The sequence below is a fragment of the Polaromonas sp. UC242_47 genome (assembly GCF_044452385.1).
Taxonomy (GTDB): Bacteria; Pseudomonadota; Gammaproteobacteria; order Burkholderiales; family Burkholderiaceae_C; genus Polaromonas.
The window spans coordinates 1,676,094-1,697,356 of sequence record NZ_JBIOAO010000001.1 but is presented as its reverse complement, the minus strand read 5'-3'; the positions used below and the strand labels follow the sequence as shown (position 1 = coordinate 1,697,356).

The 21,263-nt window shown below is 62.5% G+C and carries 23 protein-coding genes; 14 read left to right on the top strand and 9 right to left on the bottom strand.

The annotated features are described in order from the left end of the window. Positions 1-59 precede the first annotated feature (59 nt). The 3 genes from ACHMXK_RS08395 to ACHMXK_RS08385 all read left to right on the top strand — a co-directional run bounded on the left by ACHMXK_RS08395 (position 60) and on the right by ACHMXK_RS08385 (position 2,088). Positions 60-749, top strand: a complete 690-nt coding sequence (locus tag ACHMXK_RS08395; protein ID WP_397439379.1) for a DUF2894 domain-containing protein — start codon at positions 60-62, stop codon at positions 747-749. Between the two features lie 118 nt (positions 750-867). Further along, positions 868-1,278 (top strand): hypothetical protein, encoded by a 411-nt coding sequence (locus ACHMXK_RS08390; protein WP_397439377.1) that lies wholly within the window; start codon positions 868-870, stop codon positions 1,276-1,278. A gap of 447 nt (positions 1,279-1,725) precedes the next feature. After that, positions 1,726-2,088, top strand: a complete 363-nt coding sequence (locus ACHMXK_RS08385; protein ID WP_397439375.1) for an RNA recognition motif domain-containing protein — start codon at positions 1,726-1,728, stop codon at positions 2,086-2,088. 153 nt (positions 2,089-2,241) lie between these two features. Here the strand turns inward: ACHMXK_RS08385 and ACHMXK_RS08380 are convergent, their stop codons facing one another. From ACHMXK_RS08380 to aroQ, 3 genes are all read right to left on the bottom strand, one after another. After that, entirely contained in the window at positions 2,242-2,907 is a 666-nt protein-coding gene (locus ACHMXK_RS08380; RefSeq protein WP_397439373.1) for an alpha/beta hydrolase, read from the bottom strand. A 145-nt stretch (positions 2,908-3,052) separates the two neighbouring features. Next, positions 3,053-3,463: an alternative ribosome rescue aminoacyl-tRNA hydrolase ArfB gene (gene arfB / locus ACHMXK_RS08375; protein WP_397439371.1), complete on the bottom strand. Its 411-nt coding sequence runs from the start codon at positions 3,461-3,463 to the stop codon at positions 3,053-3,055. Positions 3,464-3,483: 20 nt separating this feature from the next. Beyond that, the gene (gene aroQ, locus ACHMXK_RS08370) at positions 3,484-3,930 is read right to left on the bottom strand and encodes a type II 3-dehydroquinate dehydratase (protein WP_397439369.1); all 447 of its coding nucleotides are present in this window, start codon (positions 3,928-3,930) and stop codon (positions 3,484-3,486) included. A gap of 283 nt (positions 3,931-4,213) precedes the next feature. On the opposite strand from aroQ, the gene ACHMXK_RS08365 reads away from it, so the two are divergent. Then, entirely contained in the window at positions 4,214-5,095 is an 882-nt protein-coding gene (locus ACHMXK_RS08365; protein ID WP_397439367.1) for a DMT family transporter, read from the top strand. A 67-nt stretch (positions 5,096-5,162) separates the two neighbouring features. Here ACHMXK_RS08365 and ACHMXK_RS08360 read toward each other — a convergent pair whose 3' ends face one another. The 4 genes from ACHMXK_RS08360 to ACHMXK_RS08345 all read right to left on the bottom strand — a co-directional run bounded on the left by ACHMXK_RS08360 (position 5,163) and on the right by ACHMXK_RS08345 (position 8,691). Beyond that, positions 5,163-6,377 carry an MFS transporter gene (locus tag ACHMXK_RS08360; RefSeq protein ID WP_397439365.1) on the bottom strand — a complete coding sequence of 405 codons (1,215 nt, stop codon included), beginning with the start codon at positions 6,375-6,377 and terminating at the stop codon, positions 5,163-5,165. Positions 6,378-6,390: 13 nt separating this feature from the next. Next, positions 6,391-7,485, bottom strand: a complete 1,095-nt coding sequence (gene aroC, locus ACHMXK_RS08355) for a chorismate synthase (protein WP_397439363.1) — start codon at positions 7,483-7,485, stop codon at positions 6,391-6,393. A gap of 532 nt (positions 7,486-8,017) precedes the next feature. Then, complete coding sequence (locus tag ACHMXK_RS08350; RefSeq protein WP_397439361.1) at positions 8,018-8,212, bottom strand: hypothetical protein; 195 nt, start codon at positions 8,210-8,212, stop codon at positions 8,018-8,020. Positions 8,213-8,226: 14 nt separating this feature from the next. Next, complete coding sequence (locus tag ACHMXK_RS08345) at positions 8,227-8,691, bottom strand: CBS domain-containing protein (protein ID WP_397439359.1); 465 nt, start codon at positions 8,689-8,691, stop codon at positions 8,227-8,229. Positions 8,692-8,859: 168 nt separating this feature from the next. On the opposite strand from ACHMXK_RS08345, the gene ACHMXK_RS08340 reads away from it, so the two are divergent. The 5 genes from ACHMXK_RS08340 (at position 8,860) to ACHMXK_RS08320 (ending at position 15,799) form a co-directional block, all read left to right on the top strand. Then, a complete protein-coding gene (locus ACHMXK_RS08340) occupies positions 8,860-10,155 on the top strand; it encodes an O-acetylhomoserine aminocarboxypropyltransferase (protein WP_397439357.1) in 1,296 nt (431 codons plus the stop codon). A gap of 74 nt (positions 10,156-10,229) precedes the next feature. Then, positions 10,230-11,045 (top strand): alpha/beta fold hydrolase, encoded by an 816-nt coding sequence (locus tag ACHMXK_RS08335; protein ID WP_397439355.1) that lies wholly within the window; start codon positions 10,230-10,232, stop codon positions 11,043-11,045. 92 nt (positions 11,046-11,137) lie between these two features. Next, positions 11,138-12,673, top strand: coding sequence for an amino acid permease (locus ACHMXK_RS08330; RefSeq protein ID WP_397439353.1), 1,536 nt, complete (start codon positions 11,138-11,140; stop codon positions 12,671-12,673). 49 nt (positions 12,674-12,722) lie between these two features. Continuing rightward, positions 12,723-14,405, top strand: coding sequence for an amidohydrolase (locus ACHMXK_RS08325; RefSeq protein ID WP_397439351.1), 1,683 nt, complete (start codon positions 12,723-12,725; stop codon positions 14,403-14,405). Positions 14,406-14,509: 104 nt separating this feature from the next. Then, positions 14,510-15,799, top strand: a complete 1,290-nt coding sequence (locus ACHMXK_RS08320) for a cytochrome P450 (RefSeq protein WP_397442479.1) — start codon at positions 14,510-14,512, stop codon at positions 15,797-15,799. Here the strand turns inward: ACHMXK_RS08320 and ACHMXK_RS08315 are convergent. Further along, positions 15,780-16,172, bottom strand: a complete 393-nt coding sequence (locus ACHMXK_RS08315; protein ID WP_397439349.1) for a thioredoxin family protein — start codon at positions 16,170-16,172, stop codon at positions 15,780-15,782. The genes ACHMXK_RS08320 and ACHMXK_RS08315 overlap by 20 nt on opposite strands. 55 nt (positions 16,173-16,227) lie before the next feature. On the opposite strand from ACHMXK_RS08315, the gene ACHMXK_RS08310 reads away from it, so the two are divergent. Together ACHMXK_RS08310 and ACHMXK_RS08305 are read left to right on the top strand one after the other, a co-directional pair. Further along, positions 16,228-16,572 (top strand): Mpo1-like protein, encoded by a 345-nt coding sequence (locus tag ACHMXK_RS08310; RefSeq protein WP_397439347.1) that lies wholly within the window; start codon positions 16,228-16,230, stop codon positions 16,570-16,572. Continuing rightward, positions 16,572-17,291, top strand: a complete 720-nt coding sequence (locus ACHMXK_RS08305; RefSeq protein WP_397439345.1) for a ribonuclease activity regulator RraA — start codon at positions 16,572-16,574, stop codon at positions 17,289-17,291. The genes ACHMXK_RS08310 and ACHMXK_RS08305 overlap by 1 nt, the downstream gene beginning before the upstream one ends. 45 nt (positions 17,292-17,336) lie before the next feature. On the opposite strand, the gene ACHMXK_RS08300 is transcribed toward ACHMXK_RS08305, so the two are convergent. Further along, positions 17,337-18,539: a YihY family inner membrane protein gene (locus ACHMXK_RS08300; protein ID WP_397439343.1), complete on the bottom strand. Its 1,203-nt coding sequence runs from the start codon at positions 18,537-18,539 to the stop codon at positions 17,337-17,339. A 21-nt stretch (positions 18,540-18,560) separates the two neighbouring features. Here ACHMXK_RS08300 and ACHMXK_RS08295 point away from each other — a divergent pair, with 21 nt between their 5' ends. From ACHMXK_RS08295 to ACHMXK_RS08285, 3 genes are read left to right on the top strand one after another with little or no spacing between them, the layout of a single operon-like run. Next, positions 18,561-18,968 carry a DUF2069 domain-containing protein gene (locus ACHMXK_RS08295; RefSeq protein WP_397439341.1) on the top strand — a complete coding sequence of 136 codons (408 nt, stop codon included), beginning with the start codon at positions 18,561-18,563 and terminating at the stop codon, positions 18,966-18,968. Next, positions 18,965-20,386, top strand: coding sequence for an FAD-binding oxidoreductase (locus ACHMXK_RS08290; RefSeq protein ID WP_397439339.1), 1,422 nt, complete (start codon positions 18,965-18,967; stop codon positions 20,384-20,386). The genes ACHMXK_RS08295 and ACHMXK_RS08290 overlap by 4 nt, the downstream gene beginning before the upstream one ends. Before the next feature lie 46 nt (positions 20,387-20,432). Further along, positions 20,433-21,263 (top strand): thymidylate synthase, encoded by an 831-nt coding sequence (locus ACHMXK_RS08285; RefSeq protein WP_397439337.1) that lies wholly within the window; start codon positions 20,433-20,435, stop codon positions 21,261-21,263.

The window sequence follows — 21,263 nt, the reverse complement described above, 5'->3', positions numbered from 1 at the left end:
CCGATAGGCCGCATCTGCTGCAACAGGGAGAGCCGTCGCTGCTATCGTGGCAAACGTCCTTGCGCAACCAGGGCGCCCAGTACCTTGATCCCGCACGTTTTCATTACCTGGAAGTGCTGTCGCAGCGTTTGGACACAGCGCCAGCCGAGGTGCGGCGCATCCTGGAGGGCAAGTTCAAAGTTGCGCTGGCGGACTATGAGCAACGTTTCAGGCAGGCAAAAAAGGCGGCCAGCGACGAGTTGGCAAGCCTGTCCGCCCAACATCCGGAGCTGGCCCGTGAACTGCAGCGGCTTTTCGTGGCCGGCGATTTCAGGGCAATGCGGCGGCTGGGCGGGTCCTCGGCCATCAACCGGCCCTGCGCGCCGCTGGCCCAGCTGAACCAGCACATCCGGGACGTAAAAAAAGACAGCGTCGACCATCACCCGGGAAGCGATCTGGGGAGCAGCCTGGTCAGCGATATGGCAGCCAATTCTGAAATGGCGAGTGTGCGTCGCTTCAGGGAGACGTGGTCCAAAATTGCGGCCGAAGGCCAGGTAGCCCAGTCCGTCGATCGAGGACCGGTCAATGCCGGCCCGCTGAATTCACACATGCTGGTGCTTCGCTCCCTCGCCTTGATGCGCAAGCTGTCACCCGACTACCTGCGGCGTTTTCTGTCGCATGTGGACACCTTGCTCTGGCTCGATCAGGCGAACCAGCAAGACATACCGCTGAAAGCGAAGCCGGTGCGTCGCAGCCGGACCAAAAAATGATGGCGGGTCGCTGCTGATCTGAGTCCTGTGGCCTGTCCCACCAAGGGATGGGGTATTCAAGTCTGACTATGATCGCTCAAACTGCCATCCCAGTCTGAAACAAAGGATGGCCTTGCTCATGACGACTACGCTGCCCCCCTTCCCCATACGCACCGAATGTCCACCCGGTGCCTGCAACTGCGGGCGCGATGCGCTGCTGGCAAACCCAAGCGGCGACCTGCGCGTATTGCGACTGACCCGCGAGGATGAAAAACGCCTGTTGCAGCGGTTGGAAAACTTGAGCAGCCTCAGCGATCTGCGGCGCATGGAAGAACGGATGGAACAGCAAGTCGGCATCCGGTTGAGCATCAACACCAGCCCCAATGTTGTCCGCAGCCTACGCGGCATCACGATCCTGGTCCATGAACAACCCGGCCTGTGCCGAAAGACGCGGCAGGCTATCCCGGCGGCCATCAAGCGCAGTTTGGAGCAGCGGCCTGAAATTGCGCACGATATTTTGAACATCGGGGGATTGTTCGAGAACGAGTGACTTGGTTGCCCTTGTTCCGCTGGCGATGCATATGCTGTCGCTGCTGGTTTTGCCGGCACCAGGCTTGTTGTGGCAGCTGACTCAGGGCCTCATGACGCCACAAAATAGATAGCAAACTACAACCTGTTCAAAAGCCCTGGAGGTCAATCTTCTTAAAAATCCAGGCCAACACGGCATGCGGGTGGCTCAGCCCAACGGCAAACCGCCCATGCCGTGCCGCCGAATAGCCGCTATAGACAGAGGGTGTTTAATCCGGGTCGCACAATGTGGATAAAGAATGTGATTGCCCCATATTTCATTTCCTGGCGCATAATCCAGGTGCGCGAGTACCAAAATGCCCGCGCAGGTTAGGTGAATGGTCAGTTTCGCGCGCCACGGCGGTACTTCTTGGGTTTGTTGTGCTTTCGGGACCCCATCGCTTTTTTTTAGTGTTTTTGAGGAGTCCTTATGGGCAATAAACTTTACGTCGGCAATCTGCCTTATTCAGTGCGCGACGAAGATCTGCAACAGTCTTTCGGCGAATTCGGTTCCATCACCAGCGCAAAAGTCATGATGGAACGCGACACCGGTCGCTCCAAAGGCTTTGGCTTTGTGGAAATGGGCAGCGATGCTGAAGCTCAAGCCGCAATCGCCGGCATGAACGGCCAGTCCCTGGGCGGCCGTAGCATCACTGTGAACGAAGCCCGTCCGATGGAGGCACGTCCTCCCCGTACCGGCGGCTTCGGCGGCGGTGGTGGTGGTTACGGCGGTGGTGGCGATCGCTCCGGCGGTGGCGGCTACGGCGGCGGCGGCGGTCGCGGCGGCTACTAAGCCCTGCGAACCCCGTCAACGGCAGCCATGCCGTTGCCAAACAGCTAACTCAGCCTTGCGCTGAGCCAAGCATCAAAGGCTTCAGAACTTCGGTTTTGAAGCCTTTTGTCGTTGGCAGGATGACATTCGGCATCGAAATGGGCCGCATGACCGTCAGCCCTGGGCACTCAGCCCCTGCAACCACCCCATCGCCTCCACCAGCTCCTGCTGGATGATCTCGTGTGCACTCGGGTATTCGGCGTAAGACAAATCAATCGGCAGGCTTGCCACCAAATCCCGGATGGCATGGGCATTTGCGAGCGGAATCACCTGGTCACGCGTGCCGTGGCTGAGCCAGAGCTGTTTGCCTTGCAGCACCGCTGCGGGTGCCAATTGCGGCAACATCTGCTGCAAGAGGCGGCTGTGCATCACCATCGCGCCGTGCATCAGCGCCGGTTGCGTGAGCAGCAGGGACAGCGACATGATGCCGCCCTGGCTGAAACCGCCCACCACCACACGTTCGGGCGGAATGCCTAATTGCTGCGCCGCCGCGGCCAGTGTTTGCGCGACGAGCTGCCGGCTGGCGGCTTCCTGGGCTTCGTTGATGTTGCGGCCACCCTGCGGGGTGACCGAAAACTCGAACCAGCCGTAGGCCGACGGCCCCATCACATACGGTGCGCGCAGGCTGAGCACGTGGAAAGGCTTGGGCACATAAGGCGCGAGGCCGAACAGGTCTTGTTCGTTGCTGCCGACGCCGTGCATCAGCACCAGCAGCCAAGGAGACGGAAAAGCCGAGGTATCGGCGGGCCGGTGTAAAAAAGACAGGGGAATTTGGAGCATGGCGAAAACCCGGTTGATGGACCCCTGATTATCGACAGTTGATGTCGACCCACGCCATGCCCAGTCGCTATAAATTCAATAGCTGCTTGCGTCCACCCCTTATGGGCCAGAGGCCTGAAACACCAAAAATCTCCACTGAAACCGCTTATTCGCTGACTTTGCCGCGCGAGCTTTTGATCTCGGAGCGCTGGCTTTTTCCGGCCAGGCGGCGCTGCTTGGAGCCGTAGGTCGGCTTGGTGGCGCGCCGCGCCTTCTGCGGGATGGAGACGCCGTCAACAACCTCCTGCAGCCGCGCCAGCGCATCGGCGCGGTTCATCTCCTGGGTCCGATGCTGCTGCGCCTTCAGCACCAACACGCCTTCCTGCGTGATGCGGCTGTCGCTCAGGCACAGCAGCCGCTCCTTGATTGCCTCGGGCAGCGATGAAGCCATGATGTCAAAACGCAGGTGAATCGCGCTGGAGACCTTGTTGACGTTTTGCCCGCCCGCGCCCTGGGCACGGATGGCGCTGAACTCGACCTCGCGTTCGTCCACCAGGAATTTCGGCAAGGTGGACATGGCAGAACTTGTTAAGCAGATCAGGCCAGATCGGCCAAACCAGCAATCGCCAGGGCATAACCCTTGACGCCGAACCCGGCCATCACGGCTTTGGCCACGGGCGAGATGTAGGAGTGGTGGCGAAACGCCTCGCGCGCATGCACGTTGCTGATATGCAGCTCGATCAGGCTCACGCCCGCCCCCTTGATCGCGTCATGCAGCGCGACGCTGGTGTGGGTGTAGGCACCGGCATTCAGCACCACGCCGACCAGGGTGCCGGCGGCCTGGGCGCGCCCGGCTTCCTGGATCGCGTCGATCAACACCCCTTCGTGGTTGCTCTGGCGAAAGTCGAGCTGCAAGCCATGGGCGGCACAGGTTTTGGCACACAAGGCCTCCACGTCGGCCAGGGTCTGCGAGCCATACACCGCGGGCTCACGGGTACCGAGCAGGTTGAGGTTGGGGCCATTGAGGACGAGAACTGTTTTCATGAGATCAGGTTTTCCATGTGTGAGCGGGCATTATCCAGCCTGCCGGATACCGTGTAGACATGTATGCAGCCAGCGGACAAAAATTTCGGACCGCCCCTGGCCTTCTTTTGTCCCGTTCAAAACCGCTGTTGCCATGGCTTGTGGTGCTCGAGGCGCGTCATTGCGCCAAGCGCGGCGACACCCGCAAAGCGACCGGTGCTGAAGAAAAAATCCTCGAAAATTCGCATGCCACATTCCAGGCAGAAGACCCGGGGACGGGCCGTGCCTCACAATGCAAGCTCCCATGCACAGCCGCCACTTTCTCCAACTCCTTGCCTTGTCCGCGCTTTGGGGCGCGTCCTTTCCCTTCATCCGTATCGCCAGCCCGGCGTTGGGTCCCTGGGGTCTGGCAGGCCTGCGTTGCGTGCTGGCGGCGCTGGTGCTGGCCGGCTTGATGACACTGCTGCGCGAGCGCTGGCCGGCACGCAACGCCTGGCCGCGCCTGGTGCTGCTGAGTGTGCTGACGGTGGTCGCACCTTTTGTGCTCTTCGGTTGGGCCGGCCTGCATTTGCCCGCCGGGTATTCCGCCGTGCTGAACGCCACCGCGCCGCTGTTCGGCGTGCTCGCCGCCGCCGTGGTGCGTGAAGAACGCCTCACGCTGCGCCGCCTGCTGGGTTGCGTTGTCGGTTTTGCGGGCGTCGCCTTGCTGGTGCGCCTGGGGCCGGTGGCCGTGACCACCCCAGTGTTGATCAGCGCCCTGGCCTGTGTGGCGGCCGCGGCCTGTTACGCCTGCGGCGCGATTTTGATGAAACGCGCCAGCCACACCCACCAGCCACTGCCCGCCTCGGCCGCCGTGCATGTGGCGGCCGCCTTGCTGCTGTTGGTGCCGACCGGGCTGTCGGTGCCGGCCATGCAGCCCAGCACAGCCGCGCTGCTGTCGGTCGCGGTGCTGGGGCTGGTGACCAGCGGCTTCATGTACTGGATCAGCATGCGGCTGATGCGCGAAATCCAGGCCAGCGCCGCGACCTCGGCGGCCTTCATGATCCCGCTGTTCGGCATCGCCTGGGGCGGCCTGTTTCTGGGCGAACCTGTCACCTGGGGCATGGCACCGGGTTGTGTGCTGGTGCTGGCGGCCACCGTGATGATCACCGGCTTCAACCCGTTCAAGACCGCAGCAACGCGCTAAAACGCTACACAATCCATAGCTGCTTGCGCCCGTCCCTCATGGGCTGGAGGCCTGAAAGGCCTAAGAATCAGGGTGCTGGGGCCGCTGCAGCATCCAGTCGTCGCTGCAAAGACCAACTGCGGTAAGCACAAGCCATTGCCACCAGACTGGCCGCCGTGCAGGCCCAATAAACACTCACCAAGCCAAAAGCCGAACTGAGCACACCACCGGCCAAACCGCCCAGCACGCCCGGAAAACCATAAGCCATCACCACGTACAAGGCCTGCCCGCGACCGCGCAGGCGGCCGGGAAAATGGTGCGAAAGCAAGGCAATACACACGGTGTGGTGGGTCGCAAAAGTCAGCGCATGCAGCATCTGCGCAAACAGCAGCAAGGCCAGCACCCCGGCGCCGGTGGCGGTGATGCTCATGCGTAGCGCCATGGCGACGGCGCACACCACCAGCCAGGCGTTCAGGCTGAATTGGGGCAGCCAGCGGCCTTGGGTGTAAAACCAGCCGATCTCGACCACCACCGACACTGCCCACAAGATGCCAATCATGGCTTTGCTGTAACCAATCGAGTCCAGGTACAGGGAAAAGAAGACGTAAATGCCGATGTGCGCCAACACATGGAAAAACGCCGAGGCAAAAAACCACTGCACCACAGGCCGGCGCAGGATGGGTCCTACCGGAATTTTTTCTTCATGCGGGCTGACGGATTCCTTCAGATCGGGCAACAGCCAGACGCTGATGGTCACCGCCAGCAGCGTCACAAAGGTCCAGGCCGGGAAGTGTTTCATGCCGAAAACCTCGAACCAGCTGCCGGCGACAAACACCGTGACCAGAAAACCCAGCGAGCCCCACAAACGCACACGCCCGTAACGCCGGGCGTCAAACGCGCCGCCGTGGCTGATCAGGTGGGCCATCGCGGCCTCGCTCAAGGACATCATGGAACTGGTGTGGGTGAACATCAGCAGCAACACGGCGCTCAGCCACCAGATGCCGGATTCAGAACCAAAGTCCATCCACAGGCCCAGCGAGGCGATCAGCGCCACGCTGGCGCCGAAACGCAGCAACTTGACCCGTTCACCGGTGTGGTCGCTGAGCGCGCCCCAGCCATAAGGCGCAAACAGCCGGGTCGCGGCCTGCACCGAGGTCAGCAGGCTGATGGCCAGGATGCTGAAACCCAGCTCCTTGAGCCAGAGCGGCAGATACGGGTTGAAAAACCCGATATGGGCGAAATAACTGGCCGACAGCGCCGCAAACGGCGCCAACTGGCGGCGCCGCGCCGCAGCCTCAGGCATGTGCCGCGGCCCCTTAGGCGGAAGCGTTGATGGCCCGCATCGGCGAGATGACGTCGCCACATTGCGCGCGCTGGCGCAAGGCGTGTTCCATCACCACCAGCGCCAGCATGGCTTCGGCAATCGGTGTCGCGCGTATGCCGACGCAGGGGTCGTGCCGGCCTTTGGTCACCACGCTGGTCGTCGCGCCAGCCATGTCGATGGACTCACGCGGCGTGATGATGGAGCTGGTTGGCTTGATGGCAATCGACACTTCCAGGTCCTGGCCGGTGCTGATGCCGCCCAACACGCCACCGGCGTTGTTCGACTTGAAACCTTCGGGCGACAACGAATCGCCATGCGTGGTGCCGCGCTGTGTGACGCTGGCAAACCCGGCGCCGATTTCCACACCCTTGACGGCGTTGATGCCCATCATCGCAAAAGCAATGTCGGCGTCCAGCTTGTCAAACAGCGGCTCGCCCAGGCCCACGGGCATGCCGCTGGCAGTCACGCGGATACGCGCGCCGCAGGAATCGCCGGCCTTGCGCAAGGCGTCCATATAGGTTTCGAGCCTGGACACATCGGCCACGGGCGCAAAAAACGGGTTGTTTGGCACATGGGCCCAGGACTCGAAGTCCAGCGGCATCTCGCCGATTTGTGTCATGCAGCCGCGAAAGGTCGTGCCGTATTTTTCAAACAGCCACTTCTTGGCCACCGCACCGGCCGCCACCATGGGCGCCGTCAGCCGGGCCGAGGCCCGACCGCCACCGCGCGGGTCGCGAATGCCGTATTTCTGCAGGTAGCTGTAGTCGGCATGGCCGGGCCGGAAGGTGTTGAGGATGTCGCCGTAGTCCTTGCTGCGCTGGTCGGTGTTTTTGATCAGCAGACAGATTGGCATGCCCGTGGTTTTGCCTTCGTACACGCCGGACAGGATTTCCACCGCGTCCGGCTCGTTGCGCTGCGTCACATGCCGGCTGGTGCCAGGCCGGCGCCGGTCCAGGTCGCCCTGGATGTCCGCCTCGCTCAGCGCCATGCCGGGCGGACAGCCGTCAATCACACAGCCAATGGCCGGGCCGTGGGATTCACCGAAGTTGGTGACTGCGAATAAGGTTCCGAAGGTGTTGCCGCTCATTCTGGGGATTATCCCAGACGATGCACCGCCGGCCAATCACCAACAACCCCATTTACTCGATTCCGGCTCGGGTTCGGCATCACGCTGCTTATGTGGCTTGCCTGGGACAGTAGGCCTGACTCCCCACTCCCACTCCCACCCCTCCCTCGCCCCGCTGGGCGATGGAGGGGGACTTCATTTGGCTACGTGTGCTGCGCTCGCGTGCATGAACGACGGGCTCTTTGTCTCCCTGACCGGATTCCCGCCCCCGCGTCTCCCCCCTTCTGCCTGCGCCGAGGAGCACAGGGAAAAGCGGATCAGGGCTCGCGATTGTCTGAGCCGAAGGCGAGTTCGAGCGAGACCCCGTTTTTGCAGAGCACCGCAGGTTGCCCCGAAGCGCAGCGAAGGGGACGCAGACAGCGGGGTCGCCTTTTCTTTGCTTACTTTCTTTTGGCGAAGCAAAAGAAAGTGAGTTGCCGCCGGGCAACTCCCGGCTTGCTCGAAGCACTATGGCCGGTCCCAGATACTTCGAACTGCGATGGTTTTAGCCTGCTCAGTCAAAAGAGATCACGTCCCACAGCATGAACAGGCCAATTGCCGTCAAGACGAAGAACAAGAAACCGAGCGTTGCATAGCCGCCATCGCTGAACTCCTGCTGCACCAAACCGGCGCTGCGAAGCACTCGCCATACGACGCGTCCGAGCCCACAAAAAAGCAGGTCAATCAGACCTGCCAGGAGGGAATCCACAGCCCAACTCAGCCTCAGAGCTTGGTCTCAGGCGTCTCTTCTTCCTCAGAAGGCCAGTCCCGGATATAAGCCTTGAGCATCTTGTTCTCAAAGTTCTGCCCATCGACCACGGCCTTGGCCACGTCGTAAAACGAAATCACGCCTTCCAGCACTTTTTTGTTCAGCACCGGCATGTAGCGGGCATGACGGCCCAACATCATGCGCCGCACTTCGTCGATTTCGGTGTCGGGCGTACAAGTCAGCGGCGCATCGTCCATCGCGCTGCGTACCACCATGGTGCCCACCGCACCGTCGTTTTTGACCAGGGCCAGAATCACTTCGCGAAAGGTCAGCATGCCGACCAGGTCGCCGTGCTCCATCACCACCAGTGAGCCGATGTCTTTGTCGGCCATGACTTTCACGGCGTTGGCCAGCGCTTCGTCTGGGTGCGCGGTGTAAAGCGTATTGCCCTTAACACGCAGGATATCAAGGACTTTCATGAGGTGCTCCTTTGTGTATGGCCTCGGCCAACTGCCCATTTTCAGCAGTGCCGTCAGGCGAAAAATTCAGTTCAAATATAGCCCACAATCGGCTGGCAAGCCATTGCGATTTGTTTCAGGGCCGCTGCGGCGGGCCCTGCCATTTGTTCCGTCCTTACTGGAGACTCCATGTCTGGCTACTCTGACCCCGGCTTTGACACGCTGGCGCTGCACGCCGGCGCCGCGCCCGACCCGGCCACAGGCGCTCGCGCCGTGCCGATTCACCTGACCACCTCTTTCGTCTTCGAGTCCAGCGACCATGCCGCCGCGCTGTTCAACCTGGAACGGGCCGGCCACGTGTATTCGCGCATCAGCAACCCGACCAACGCGGTGCTGGAGCAACGCGTGTCGGCGCTGGAAGGCGGCATAGGCGCGATCGCCACGGCCAGCGGCCAGGCCGCGCTGCACCTGGCCATCGCCACCTTGATGGGGGCCGGTTCCCACATCGTGGCCTCCACCGCGCTGTACGGCGGCAGCCAGAACCTGCTGCACTACACCCTGCGCCGCTTCGGCATAGACACCACTTTCGTCAAACCCGGCGACATGGACGGCTGGCGCGCGGCGGTGCGGCCCAACACCAAGCTGTTTTTCGGCGAAACCGTCGGCAACCCCGGCCTGGACGTACTGGACATGCCCACGGTTGCCAACATCGCGCATGAGGCCGGCGTGCCGCTGCTGGTGGACTCGACCCTGACCTCGCCCTGGCTGGTCAAACCGTTCGAGCATGGCGCCGACCTGGTTTACCACTCGGCCACCAAGTTCTTGAGCGGTCACGGCACGGTGATAGGCGGCATCGTGGTCGATGGCGGCAGCTTCGACTGGGAAAAGTCCGGCAAATTCGCCGAACTGACCGAGGCTTATGACGGCTTTCACAACATGGTGTTCAGCGAAGAAAGCACGGTAGGCGCATTTTTGCTGCGCGCCCGCCGCGAAGGCCTGCGCGACTTTGGCGCCTGCATGAGCCCACACACCGCCTGGCTGATATTGCAAGGCATCGAAACCCTGCCGCTGCGCATGGCGCGGCACATGTCCAACACCGCCAAAGTGGTTGAATTCCTGGCGGCCCAGCCGTTTGTCTCACGTGTCGGTCACCCCATGCTTGAAAGCCATGCCAGCCATGCGCTGGCGCAAAAACTGCTGCCGCGCGGCGCCGGTTCGGTGTTCAGCTTTGACATCAAGGGCAACCGCGAACAGGGCAAAAAGTTCATCGAAACGCTGAAGGTCTTCAGCCACCTGGCCAATGTGGGCGACTGCCGCAGCCTGGTCATCCATCCGGCCAGCACCACGCATTTCCGCATGAGCGACGAAGCGCTGGCGGCGGGCGGCATCACACAAGGCACGATACGTCTGTCCATAGGACTGGAAGACCCGGACGACCTGATCGACGATCTGAAACGGGCGCTGAAGGCGGCGGAAAAGGCCTGAACACAGAGTCATGGCGGGCTGCCCGCCATCCATGGGTTCCGGCGCAGTCCGGGATGACACACAGAGGAAACACGATGTATTTGCAAGTCAACGGCCACAACACCTACTGCTACACCGGCGGCAAACCTTTTGACGCGGCCAAACCCACGGTTGTTTTTATCCACGGCGTGCTCAACGACCACAGCGTGTGGATTCTGCAAACCCGGTCCCTGGCCAGCCACGGCTGGAACGTGCTGGCCGTGGACTTGCCGGGCCACTGCAAAAGTCAAGGCGAGGCGCCCGCCAGTGTGGAGGAAGCGGCCGACTTCATCGCCGCGTTGCTAGATGCGGCGGGCGTGGCCAAGGCGGCGCTGGTCGGCCATAGCTGGGGATCATTGATTGCGCTGGAAGCCGCGGCCAGGCTCAAGGAGCGAATCAGCCACCTGGTGCTGGTCGGTACCGCCTTCCCGATGAAGGTCTCGTCCGCCTTGCTCGAGACCTCGCTGAATGAGCCCATGAAGGCCTTGACCATGATCAATGTGTTCTCGCGCAGCACCCTGGCCCCGCCGCCCTCGGCACTCGGTCCGGGCACCTGGGTTTATGGCGCCGGCCTGGCGCTGGGTCGCCGCGTGTTGGCCAGCAACCCCCAGGTCAATGTGTTTCACCGCGGCTTCAAGGCCTGCGAAAGTTATGCCAATGGCGAAAACGCCATCGCCCAGATCAGTTGCCCGGTCCTGTTCCTGCTGGGTGCACAAGACCAGATGACCCAGCCCAAAGCCGCGCAACTGCTGATCAAGCAGGCCCAAAGCAGCGGCAAAACCGTGCAAGTGGTCAGCCTGCCCGTGGGCCACAACCAGATGAGCGAGGCGCCGGAAGAGACGCTGGCCGCGATCCGCGACTTTCTGGCGTAGCCGGTTATAAGTTAATAAGCACGCGTATGATTGCGAGGTTTGGCCTCCAGGGAGGAGGCTGCGCCCCGCCTATTCATCACAAAAAAAGCTTCATGCCCTCCGAGACTCCGCTGACCGAACCGTCGCCCCCCTCCCTGCATCGGGTACTGACCTCCCGCCACCTCACCATGATCGCGATCGGCGGCTCGATCGGCACCGGGCTGTTCGTCGCCTCGGGCGCCACCGTGTCGCAAGCCGGCCCCGGCGGCGCACTGGCCGCCTACCTGCTGATAGGCGCGATGGTGTATTTCCTCATGACCAGTCTGGGCGAGCTGGCCGCTTACATGCCGGTCTCGGGATCGTTTGCGACCTATGGCGCCTTGTATGTGGACGAGGGTTTTGGCTTTGCGCTGGGCTGGAACTACTGGTACAACTGGGCCGTCACCATCGCCGTGGAACTGGTCGCGGCGCAACTGGTCATGCAGTACTGGTTTCCGGGCAGTTCGGGCGTGTTGTGGAGTGCGCTGTTTCTTGGGCTGATGTTCCTGATCAACGCGATTTCCGTGCGGGGTTTCGGTGAGGCGGAGTTCTGGCTGGCGCTGATCAAGGTCGTCACCGTGGTGGCCTTCATCGTGATTGGCATCCTGATGATTTTCGGCATCCTGCAGGGTGACCATCCGCCGGGCGGGCTGGCCAACTTCACGGTCGGTGACGCGCCCTTTGTCGGCGGCCTGCCGGCCATGATGGGTGTGGCCATGATTGCCGGTTTTTCCTTCCAGGGCACTGAACTGATAGGTGTGGCGGCCGGCGAGTCGGCCGACCCGGCCAAAAACATTCCGCGCGCGGTGCGGCAGGTGTTCTGGCGCATCCTGCTGTTTTATGTGCTGGCCATCCTGGTCATCGGCCTGCTGATCCCCTACACCGACCCCAACCTCATCAAGACCGACCTCGGCTCCGTCAGCGTGAGCCCCTTCACGCTGGTGTTCCAGCATGCCGGCCTGGCCTTTGCCGCGAGTGTGATGAATGCCGTGATCCTGACGGCCGTGTTGTCGGCCGGCAACTCGGGCATGTACGCCTCGACCCGCATGTTGTTCAACCTCGCGGTCGACCGCCGCGCCCCGAAATGTTTTGCGCAACTGACCCGTGCCGGCGTGCCGCTCAACGCGCTGCTGGCCACCACGGCCGTCGGTGCGCTGTGTTTTCTGACCTCGCTGGGCGAAAGCCAGAACATCTACCTCTGGCTGCTCAACCTCTCGGGCATGACGGGATTTGTGGCCTGGCTGGGCATTGCCGTCAGCCACTACCGCTTCCGCAAGGGCCTGCTGGCTCAGGGCCTGGACCTGGGCCTGCTGCCTTACCGCTCGCCCTTTTTCCCCTACGGTCCTTTTTTCGCGTTCGGGCTGTGCCTGATCGTGACGCTGGGGCAAAACTATGCCGCCTTCATAGGCGGCAAGATTGACTGGGTCGGGGTGCTGGCGACCTACATCGGCATCTTCGTCTTCCTGGGCATGTGGCTGGGCTACCGGCTGGTCCGCAAGACCCGCATCGTCGCCTACGCGGACATGCCCTTCCCGGGACTGCGCCCCGCCCCCACCCAAGCGCGCACACCGGCACACCTGGCGGCGGCCGCCGCCTCGGTGGACCCTTGATCGCCTTCCTTTTTCCCGTCCCCCTAAAACTATCCCAACAGGAGAACTCATGAAAAAACATTTGCTGCAACCCCTCGCGGCACTGGCCGCGACCATGGCACTGGCGGCCGGCGCGGCCCAGGCGGCGCCCACGCTGGTGGACCACGTCCAGGGCTACACCTTCAGCCAGGACAAACTCACCACCTTCACCGGCCTGGTGTTCGACCAGGGCAAGGTGTTGCGTGTTGGTGATGCCGCCGCGCTGGCCAAGCAATACCCCAACGCACGCCGCGTGAACGGCCAGGGCAAGACCCTGCTGCCTGGCCTGATCGACGTCCATGGCCACGTCTTCCGCATCGGTTTTCGCCGCAGCGAAGTGGTGGTGACAGGCACCCAGACCTTGCCGGAAGCGCTGGAGCGCATCAAGACCTACGCCCAGGCCAACCCGGCACGCCAGTGGCTGGTAGGTTCGGGCTGGAACCAGGTGATCTGGAAGCTGGGCCGTTTCCCCACGGCCGCCGAGCTCGACACCGCCATTGCCGACCGCCCCGCCACGCTGCGCCGCGTGGATGGCCACGCTACCTGGGCCAACAGCAAGGCCTTGCAACTGGCCGGCATCACACGTGACACGCCGGACCCGGATGGCGGCCGCATCGAACGTGATGCCCAAGGCAACCCGAGCGGCGTGCTGGTCGACAAGGCGCAGGCCTTGCTGGCCAAGGTCATGCCCCCGTACACCGACGAAGAACGCCGCCTGTCGCTGGACTCCGCGCAGCGCCACTTCAACTCGCTGGGTCTGACCTCCGTGGGGGATGCCGGCGCCGGTGTCAACGAAGTCCGCATCTACCGCGAATTCGCCGACCAGAAAAAACTCACAACACGTATCTACGCCATGATCGGCGACGTCGGCGACGACTACAAGGCACTGGCCGCTCAAGGCCCGATCAAGGGTTATGCGGATGACCGCTTCAACCTGCGCGCCGTCAAGCTTTACGCTGACGGTGCCCTGGGCAGCCGTGGCGCGGCCCTGCTGGAGCCCTACTCGGACGACCACAGCAACAAGGGTCTGCTGTTCATGGACGACGCCACGATACAGGCCAAGACCAAAACCGCGCTCAAGGCCGGCTACCAGGTCAACATCCACGCCATCGGCGACGCGGCGAATCGTCAGATCCTCAACGCCTATGAGGCGGCCTACAAGGAAGTCGGCGGCGCCGAGCAGCGCAACCGCGTCGAACACGCGCAAGTGATCTCGCTGGCCGACATCCCGCGCTTCAAGACCTTGAGCCTGATCGCCTCGATGCAGCCCACCCATGCCACCAGCGACATGAACATGGCCGAAGACCGCATCGGCAAGGAGCGCATCAAGGGTGCTTACGCCTGGCAGACCATGCTCAAGCAAGGCACCGTGGTGGCCGGCGGTTCGGACTTCCCCGTCGAGTCGGCGAATCCGTTTTTTGGCCTGCATTCCGCGGTGAACCGGACCGACCATGACGGCAAACCCATCGCCGGCTGGCACCCCGAAGAAGCCATGACGCTGACGCAGGCCTTCCGCGCCTTCACGCTGGACGCGGCCTACGCCCAGCACCAGGAAAAAGTCATCGGTTCGCTGGAGCCCGGCAAGTGGGCCGACTTCATCCTGGTGGATCAGAATCCGTTCAAGATTGATCCGTCCAAGCTCTGGAACACCCAGGTTCTGGAGACCTGGCTGGCCGGGGAACGCGTCTACAAACAGGCCCCCGCCAAGCGCTAAGCCCTGTCCCGGCGCCTGTTCAGGCAGGCGCCGGGTGGCAGCCTATCGGGTATAAGGATCGGGCGCGAGGTTTTCGCGCCCACCCGATGGACCTTGCTGCCATGATGAATGCCGAGATCACGCCTTCCCTGTCGCCACAACGCGTGCGTGACATCGCCGCCAGTTTCGATCTGCGCGAGTTGCCCCCCGACTTTTACGCCAACCCCTACCCGGTCTACGCACGCCTGCGCGACACCGAGCCGGTGCGGCGCATGCCCGACGGCTCCAGGTTTCTGACCCGTTACGCCGACATCGTGGCGGTGTACCGCGACGCCCAGACCTTCAGCTCCGACAAAAAAGTGGAGTTCACGCCCAAGTACGGCGTCGGCGCACCGCTGCTGGAACACCACACCACCAGCCTGGTGTTCAACGACCCGCCGCTGCACACCCGCGTGCGCAAACTCATCATGGGGGCGCTGACACGGCGTGCGATTGCCGACCTGGAGCCCGGCCTGGTCACGCTGGTAGACAGCCTGCTGGACCGCATCGAAGCCCAGGGCGGCGGCGACTTGATCGAAGACTTTGCCTCGGCGATTCCGGTGGAAATCATAGGCAACCTGCTGGGTGTGCCGCACGCCGAGCGCGGCCCCTTGCGCGACTGGTCACTCGCCATCCTCGGCGCGCTGGAGCCCAAACTCACCCCCGAGCAGGAAGCGCGCGGCAACCGCAGCGTCAGCGAGTTCACGGCTTACCTGAAGACGCTGGTGGCCGAACGCCGCCAACACCCTGGCGACCCGGAACACGATGTGTTGACCCGCCTGATTCAAGGTGAGGAAGCCGGAGAACAACTCAGCGAAACCGAGCTGCTGCAAAACTGCGTGTTTATCCTCAACGCCGGCCACGAAACCACCACCAACCTGATCGGCAATGCGCTGGTGACGCTGCAGGAGTGGCCGGCAGCGAAACAGCAATTGCTATCGAAAGTGAAGCTGGCTGCGCCCGGCCATCAAGGGCTGGAGGCCGATTTGACGGTTGAAATCGATGAATTCCTGCGTTTTGAGTCCTCCAACCAGCTGAGCAACCGGCGCGCCCTCAAGGCCTGCCAGGTCGGCGGCGTGGACCTGCCGGCCGGCACCTTGCTGACCCTGTGTATAGGCGCGGCCAACCGCGACCCGGCGCAGTTTGAACACCCGGAACAACTGGACCTGGCGCGCGAGAACAACCGTCACCTGGCTTTTGGTTTTGGCATCCACCAATGCGCCGGCCTGAGCCTGGCGCGGCTGGAAGGCCGGATTGCGATTGGCCGCTTTTTGCAGCGTTTTCCCGATTACCGCCTCACTGAACCGCCCACGCGAGGTGGGCGGGCTCGCTTCAGGGGATTTTTGAAAGCGCCGTTCAGCGTCCATTCACGCTGATTTCCTTTTGGTACAGCGTGCGCGCCAAGGCCGTCAGGGCCGGGTCGGCCGATGCTGCGGCGGCCACACCGGGCGCCAAGGCCCCGACCATGCGCGACAAGGTGCCGGCGTGCGGCAGCAAGGGGCCGGCGAACCTAAGTTCAGCACCATCGGCAATCAGCAAGGTCGGAAACGTTTCGATGTCGAGCTCGCCCACCAGCGCCGCCTGGTCTTCAATGTCCAGCCAGAGAAAAACCATGCCCGGGTACTCCATGGCCACCTGGTTGAACACAGTCCGGTAGTCGCGGCAGGTGCCGCACCAGTCGGCACACAGGCAGGCCACCCAGCGTTGGGCTGCGTCACTGGCGGAAGGTATCGGGCAAGGGTCAGACATAAGTGCAATTGTGTATCGGCGTGGCTATCATGGGTGATTCACCCGGAGACAAACCATGGCCACCACGACTTCAAGCGCACCGCCAGCAGCGGTAGACGCCAAAACCTTCAAAAGGTTCGCCGAGTTTTACCCCTTTTATCTGAGCGAACACAGCAACCGAACCTGCCGCCGCCTGCATTTTGTGGGCGCCAGCCTGTCGCTGTTATGCCTGCTGGCAATGGTTCTCACGCGCCAGCCGCTGTGGTTGCTGGCGGGTTTGTTCTGTGGTTACGGTTTTGCCTGGGTCGGCCATTTTGTGTTTGAGAAAAACCGGCCCGCGTCCTTCAAACGCCCGCTCTACAGCTTCATGGGCGACTGGGCCATGTACAAGGACATCTGGCTGGGCAAGGTCAAGATCTGATGACAAACACGCCCACCCTCCCGCTCGATCCCCGGGCTATCGAGATCCTCTCCCGCGTCACCACCGCCACTTTGACCACCCTGTTGCTCAAAAAAGGCTTGCGCAATGTCTGGCTGCGCGGCGCACGCCCCTTGCGCGCCGGCCAGCCCCGGCTGGTAGGCCGTGCATTCACTTTGCGCTTTGTGCCGGCACGTGAAGACCTGGCCACGCCCGAGTCCTGGTCGTCGCCGATTTCAACCCGCGCCGCGATTGAAGACATGCCCGCCGGCTGCATCGCCGTGGTGGACGCCATGGGTGTCAGCGACGCGGGGATTTTTGGCGACATCTTGTGCGCGCGTATGCACAAGCGTGGTGTGGCCGCGCTGGTGAGTGATGGTGTGGTACGTGACCAGGCCGGCGTGTTGGCCACCGGCCTGCCGGTCTGGTGCAACGGCGCGGCCGCGCCGCCTTCCGTGGCCGGCCTGACTTTTGTCGCCTGGCAGCAGCCGATTGCCTGCGGCGGCGTGGCGGTTTTTCCCAACGATGTGATCGTGGTGGACGATGACGGCGCGGTGCTGATTCCTGCGGCCCTGCTCGACGAGATGCTGCTCCTGGCCCCCGAACAGGAGCGGCTGGAAGCCTGGATCATGAGCGAGGTCGAAAACGGCGCGGCCTTGCCGGGCCTGTACCCGCCGAATGCGGAAAACAAGGCGCGTTATGAAGCGCAGAAACCCGGCTAACAGGCCTTGATCACTCGACCCGCCCCGATCACGTCGCTATCATTTTCATAACGCATCACGCAGCATCAGCGCGGGCAAACGCCCATTTTCCCATAAATTTTTCATGGACGCATCCTTGCTCAAAAGCAGTTGCGCCATCAGCGGCTCCAGCGCCGTGGCATCCGGGTCGGCCAGCAACAGGTAACGCGCTTCGTGCGCGTTGTCCGGGTCGGTCAACTGGCCTATCCAGTCCAGCGCCATCAGGGTTTCCAGCACAGGCTCCAGCTGCAACACGTCCACCTGCAGCGCCTGCGCCAGTTGCGAGGCTTCCAGACCGATATGACGGGTGCTGCGCGCCTGGTGCAACTGCTGCAACAACTCCACCGCCAGCTGGAACTGCCAGCCGTGGGCGCTGCCGCGGCGTTTCACCCCGGCCATCAGGCTGGGCAGGTAGGCCGCGATCACCGCGCCCATCAACACGATGACCCAGGCCACATAAATCCAGACCAGCAAAATCGGCAAAGTGGCAAAAGCGCCGTACACCAGCGAATAAGTCGGCACGCTGCTCAGGTACAGGCTCAACGCCTTTTTCGCCAGCTCGATGCCGGCCGCCACAAACAAACCACCCACCCAGGCATGTGACCAGCGCACATAGGTGTTGGGCACGTAACGGTAGAGGGCGGCCATGCCGCCGGCCAGCAGGAAAAACTGCGCCACGTCCAGCAGAAAACGCAGGCCATCGGGCAAGGACCCCACCATGCCGCGCGAGGCGGACAACACATAAGAGGTCACCGCCAGGCTGGCGCCCAGCACCAGCGGCCCTAGCGTGATCGCGGCCCAATAAATCAGCACGCGCTGAGCCAGCGGCCGTGGCTGTTTCACACGCCAGATGCCGTTGAGCGTGCGGTCTATGGTCAGGATCAGCGCTATCGCCGTCCCCAGCAACACCGCCAGGCCGGCCACACCGAGTTTGCTGGCCTGTTTGGCGAATTGCGTCAGGTAACCCAACACCTGGCGCGAAATATCGTCGGGGATCAGGCTGTTGACCAGCCACACCTGCAAGGTGCCCTGCAGCTTGGAAAACATGGGAAAAGCCGTGAAAATCGCCAGCGCCACGGTGAAAAACGGCACCAGCGCAATGCTGGTGGTAAAGGTCAGGCTGCTGGCCGTCAGGCCCATGTGGTCTTCGCGAAACCGCTGGCGCAGGGTGATGGCGGTATCGCGCCAGGGAAAATGGGATAAGTCAGTCAATAACTGCTGGAAATTCATCCCCGGTATCATGCCATCGACATGAGCCTCAACATCCACAAAACAACACAGATAGACGCCACACGCTGGCTCGCCCTGGGCAGCCTGGGCGGCCTGATCATTCTGGGCCTGGCCTGGGAGCTTTGGCTGGCACCGGTGCGCCCCGGCGGCTCGCTGCTGGCCCTGAAAGTTTTGCCCTTGTGCATCCCCCTGGCCGGCCTGCTGAAAAACCGCATGTACACCTACCGCTGGCTCAGCCTGATGATCTGGCTGTATTTCACCGAAGGCGCGGTGCGCGCCTGGAGCGACAAACCGCCCGGCAATTACCTGGCGATGATCGAGGTGGCCTTGTGCCTGCTGCTGTTTACCGCCTGCGCCATGCATGTGCGCATTCGCCTGAAAAATGCCAAAAACCCGTCAACCCCTGAACCGGAAGCCCAAACACCGTGAACACGCACAACGAACTGATTGAATCCCTGCGCCACATCGTGGGCGCGCCCAACGTGCTGATAGACGGCGACCTGACCGCCTGGGTACAGGACTGGCGCAAGCGTGAAACCGGCAAGGCGCTGGCCGTGGTGCGCCCTGCGTCCACGCCGGAAGTCGCCGCCGTGGTCAAGGCCTGTGTTGCAGCACGCGTGAGCATCGTGCCGCAAGGCGGCAACACCGGCATGGTGGTGGGGTCCACACCGGACGCCAGCGGCACCCAGGTCGTTTTGAGCCTGACCCGCATGAACCAGGTGCGTACCCTGGATGCCGGCAACCTGACCATCACGGTCGATGCCGGCTGCGTGTTGCAAAACCTGCAGGAAGCTTGTGAACAAGCCGGTTTTCTGTTCCCGTTGAGTCTGGCCTCGGAAGGCAGTTGCACCATAGGCGGCAACCTCGGCACCAATGCCGGCGGCACCCAGGTCGTGCGTTACGGCAACACCCGTGAGCTGTGCCTGGGCCTGGAGGTCGTGAATGCACAAGGTGAGATCTGGGACGGCCTGTCCGGCCTGCGCAAGGACAACACCGGCTATGACCTGCGCCACCTGTTTATCGGCAGCGAAGGCACGCTGGGCGTCATCACAGCCGCGACCATGAAGCTGTACCCCATGCCCAAGGCCCAGCTCACCGCCTTTGCCGCCGTGCCCACGCTCGAAGCCGCCGTGCAGTTGCTCGGCCTGGCACACGCGCACCTGGGCTCCGGCCTGACGGGTTTCGAGGTCATGGGCCAGTTCGCACTGAGCCTGGTGGCCAAGCATTTCCCGCAGCAGCGTGTGCCTTTCTGGCAGGAGTCGGCCTGGTGCGTGGTGCTGGAGAACTCGGACAACGAGTCAGAAGAACATGCACGTGCCTGCTTCGAACGCCTGCTGGAAGCGGCCATGGAGGCCGGATGTGTGGTCGATGCGGTGGTCGCCGAAAGCATGGCCCAGGCCCACGCGTTGTGGCACATCCGTGAAAGCATTCCGCTGGCGCAGGCCCAGGAAGGCCTGAACATCAAACATGACATCTCGATCAATGTCTCGCGCATCCCCGAGTTTGTGAATGAAACCAATGCCCTGCTGCTGGCGCGTTTTCCCGGCGCGCGCATGGTGGTTTATGGCCACCTGGGCGACGGCAACCTGCACTACAACGTGCAGGCGCCCGAGCATGACGACCAGGCACGCTTTCTCAACGAAGAAGAAGCGCCCATGAATGCACTGGTGTACGAGGTGGTGGACCGCTACCGGGGTTCGATCTCGGCCGAACACGGTGTCGGCAGCCTCAAGGTCGACACCTTGCCCAAACACAAATCGCCCGTCGCGATGAGCATGATGCGCGCCATCAAACACGCCCTGGACCCCCTGAACCTGATGAACCCGGGGCGGGTGCTGAAGGCATAATCAAGACCACGGCGGCACCTGTGCCGCATCTTTCGACTGTTTTCCCATGACGTTCCCCATCCGCTCCCAATACGAAGACTTCATGCGCCATGTGGACACCCATGGTGTGTTCAAGGCCGACCGCACCGGCACCGGCACCAAAAGCGTGTTTGGTTACCAGATGCGTTTTGACCTGAATGAAGGTTTTCCGCTGGTGACCACCAAAAAGGTCCACCTCAAGTCCATCGTGCATGAACTGCTGTGGTTTCTGCAGGGCTCCAGCGACAACAACTGGCTGAAAGAACGCGGCGTGACGATCTGGGACGAGTGGGCACGTGAAGACGGCGACCTGGGCCCGGTCTACGGCGTACAGTGGCGCAGCTGGCCCACGCCCGAAGGCGGCCACATCGATCAGATCGCCGAAGTCATCAAGACCTTGAAAACCAACCCCGACTCGCGCCGCATCATCGTCAGCGCCTGGAACGTGGCCGACCTGTCCAAGATGGCGCTGATGCCTTGCCATGCATTTTTCCAGTTTTACGTGGCACCGGCCACCGAGGCTGGCGGCAAGGGCAAACTCAGTTGCCAGCTCTACCAGCGCAGCGCCGACATTTTTCTCGGTGTGCCTTTCAACATCGCCAGCTACGCCCTGCTCACCCACATGGTCGCGCAGCAATGCGATCTCGATGTGGGTGACTTCATCTGGACCGGCGGCGATTGCCATATCTACAGCAACCACGCCGAACAGGTGGCGCTGCAGCTGAGCCGCACACCTTTCGCCTACCCAACGCTGAACATCAAACGCAAGCCCGCGTCGATTTTTGACTACGCGTTTGATGACTTTGAGTTTGTGGATTACCAGCATCACGCAGCGATCAAAGCGCCCGTGGCGATCTAG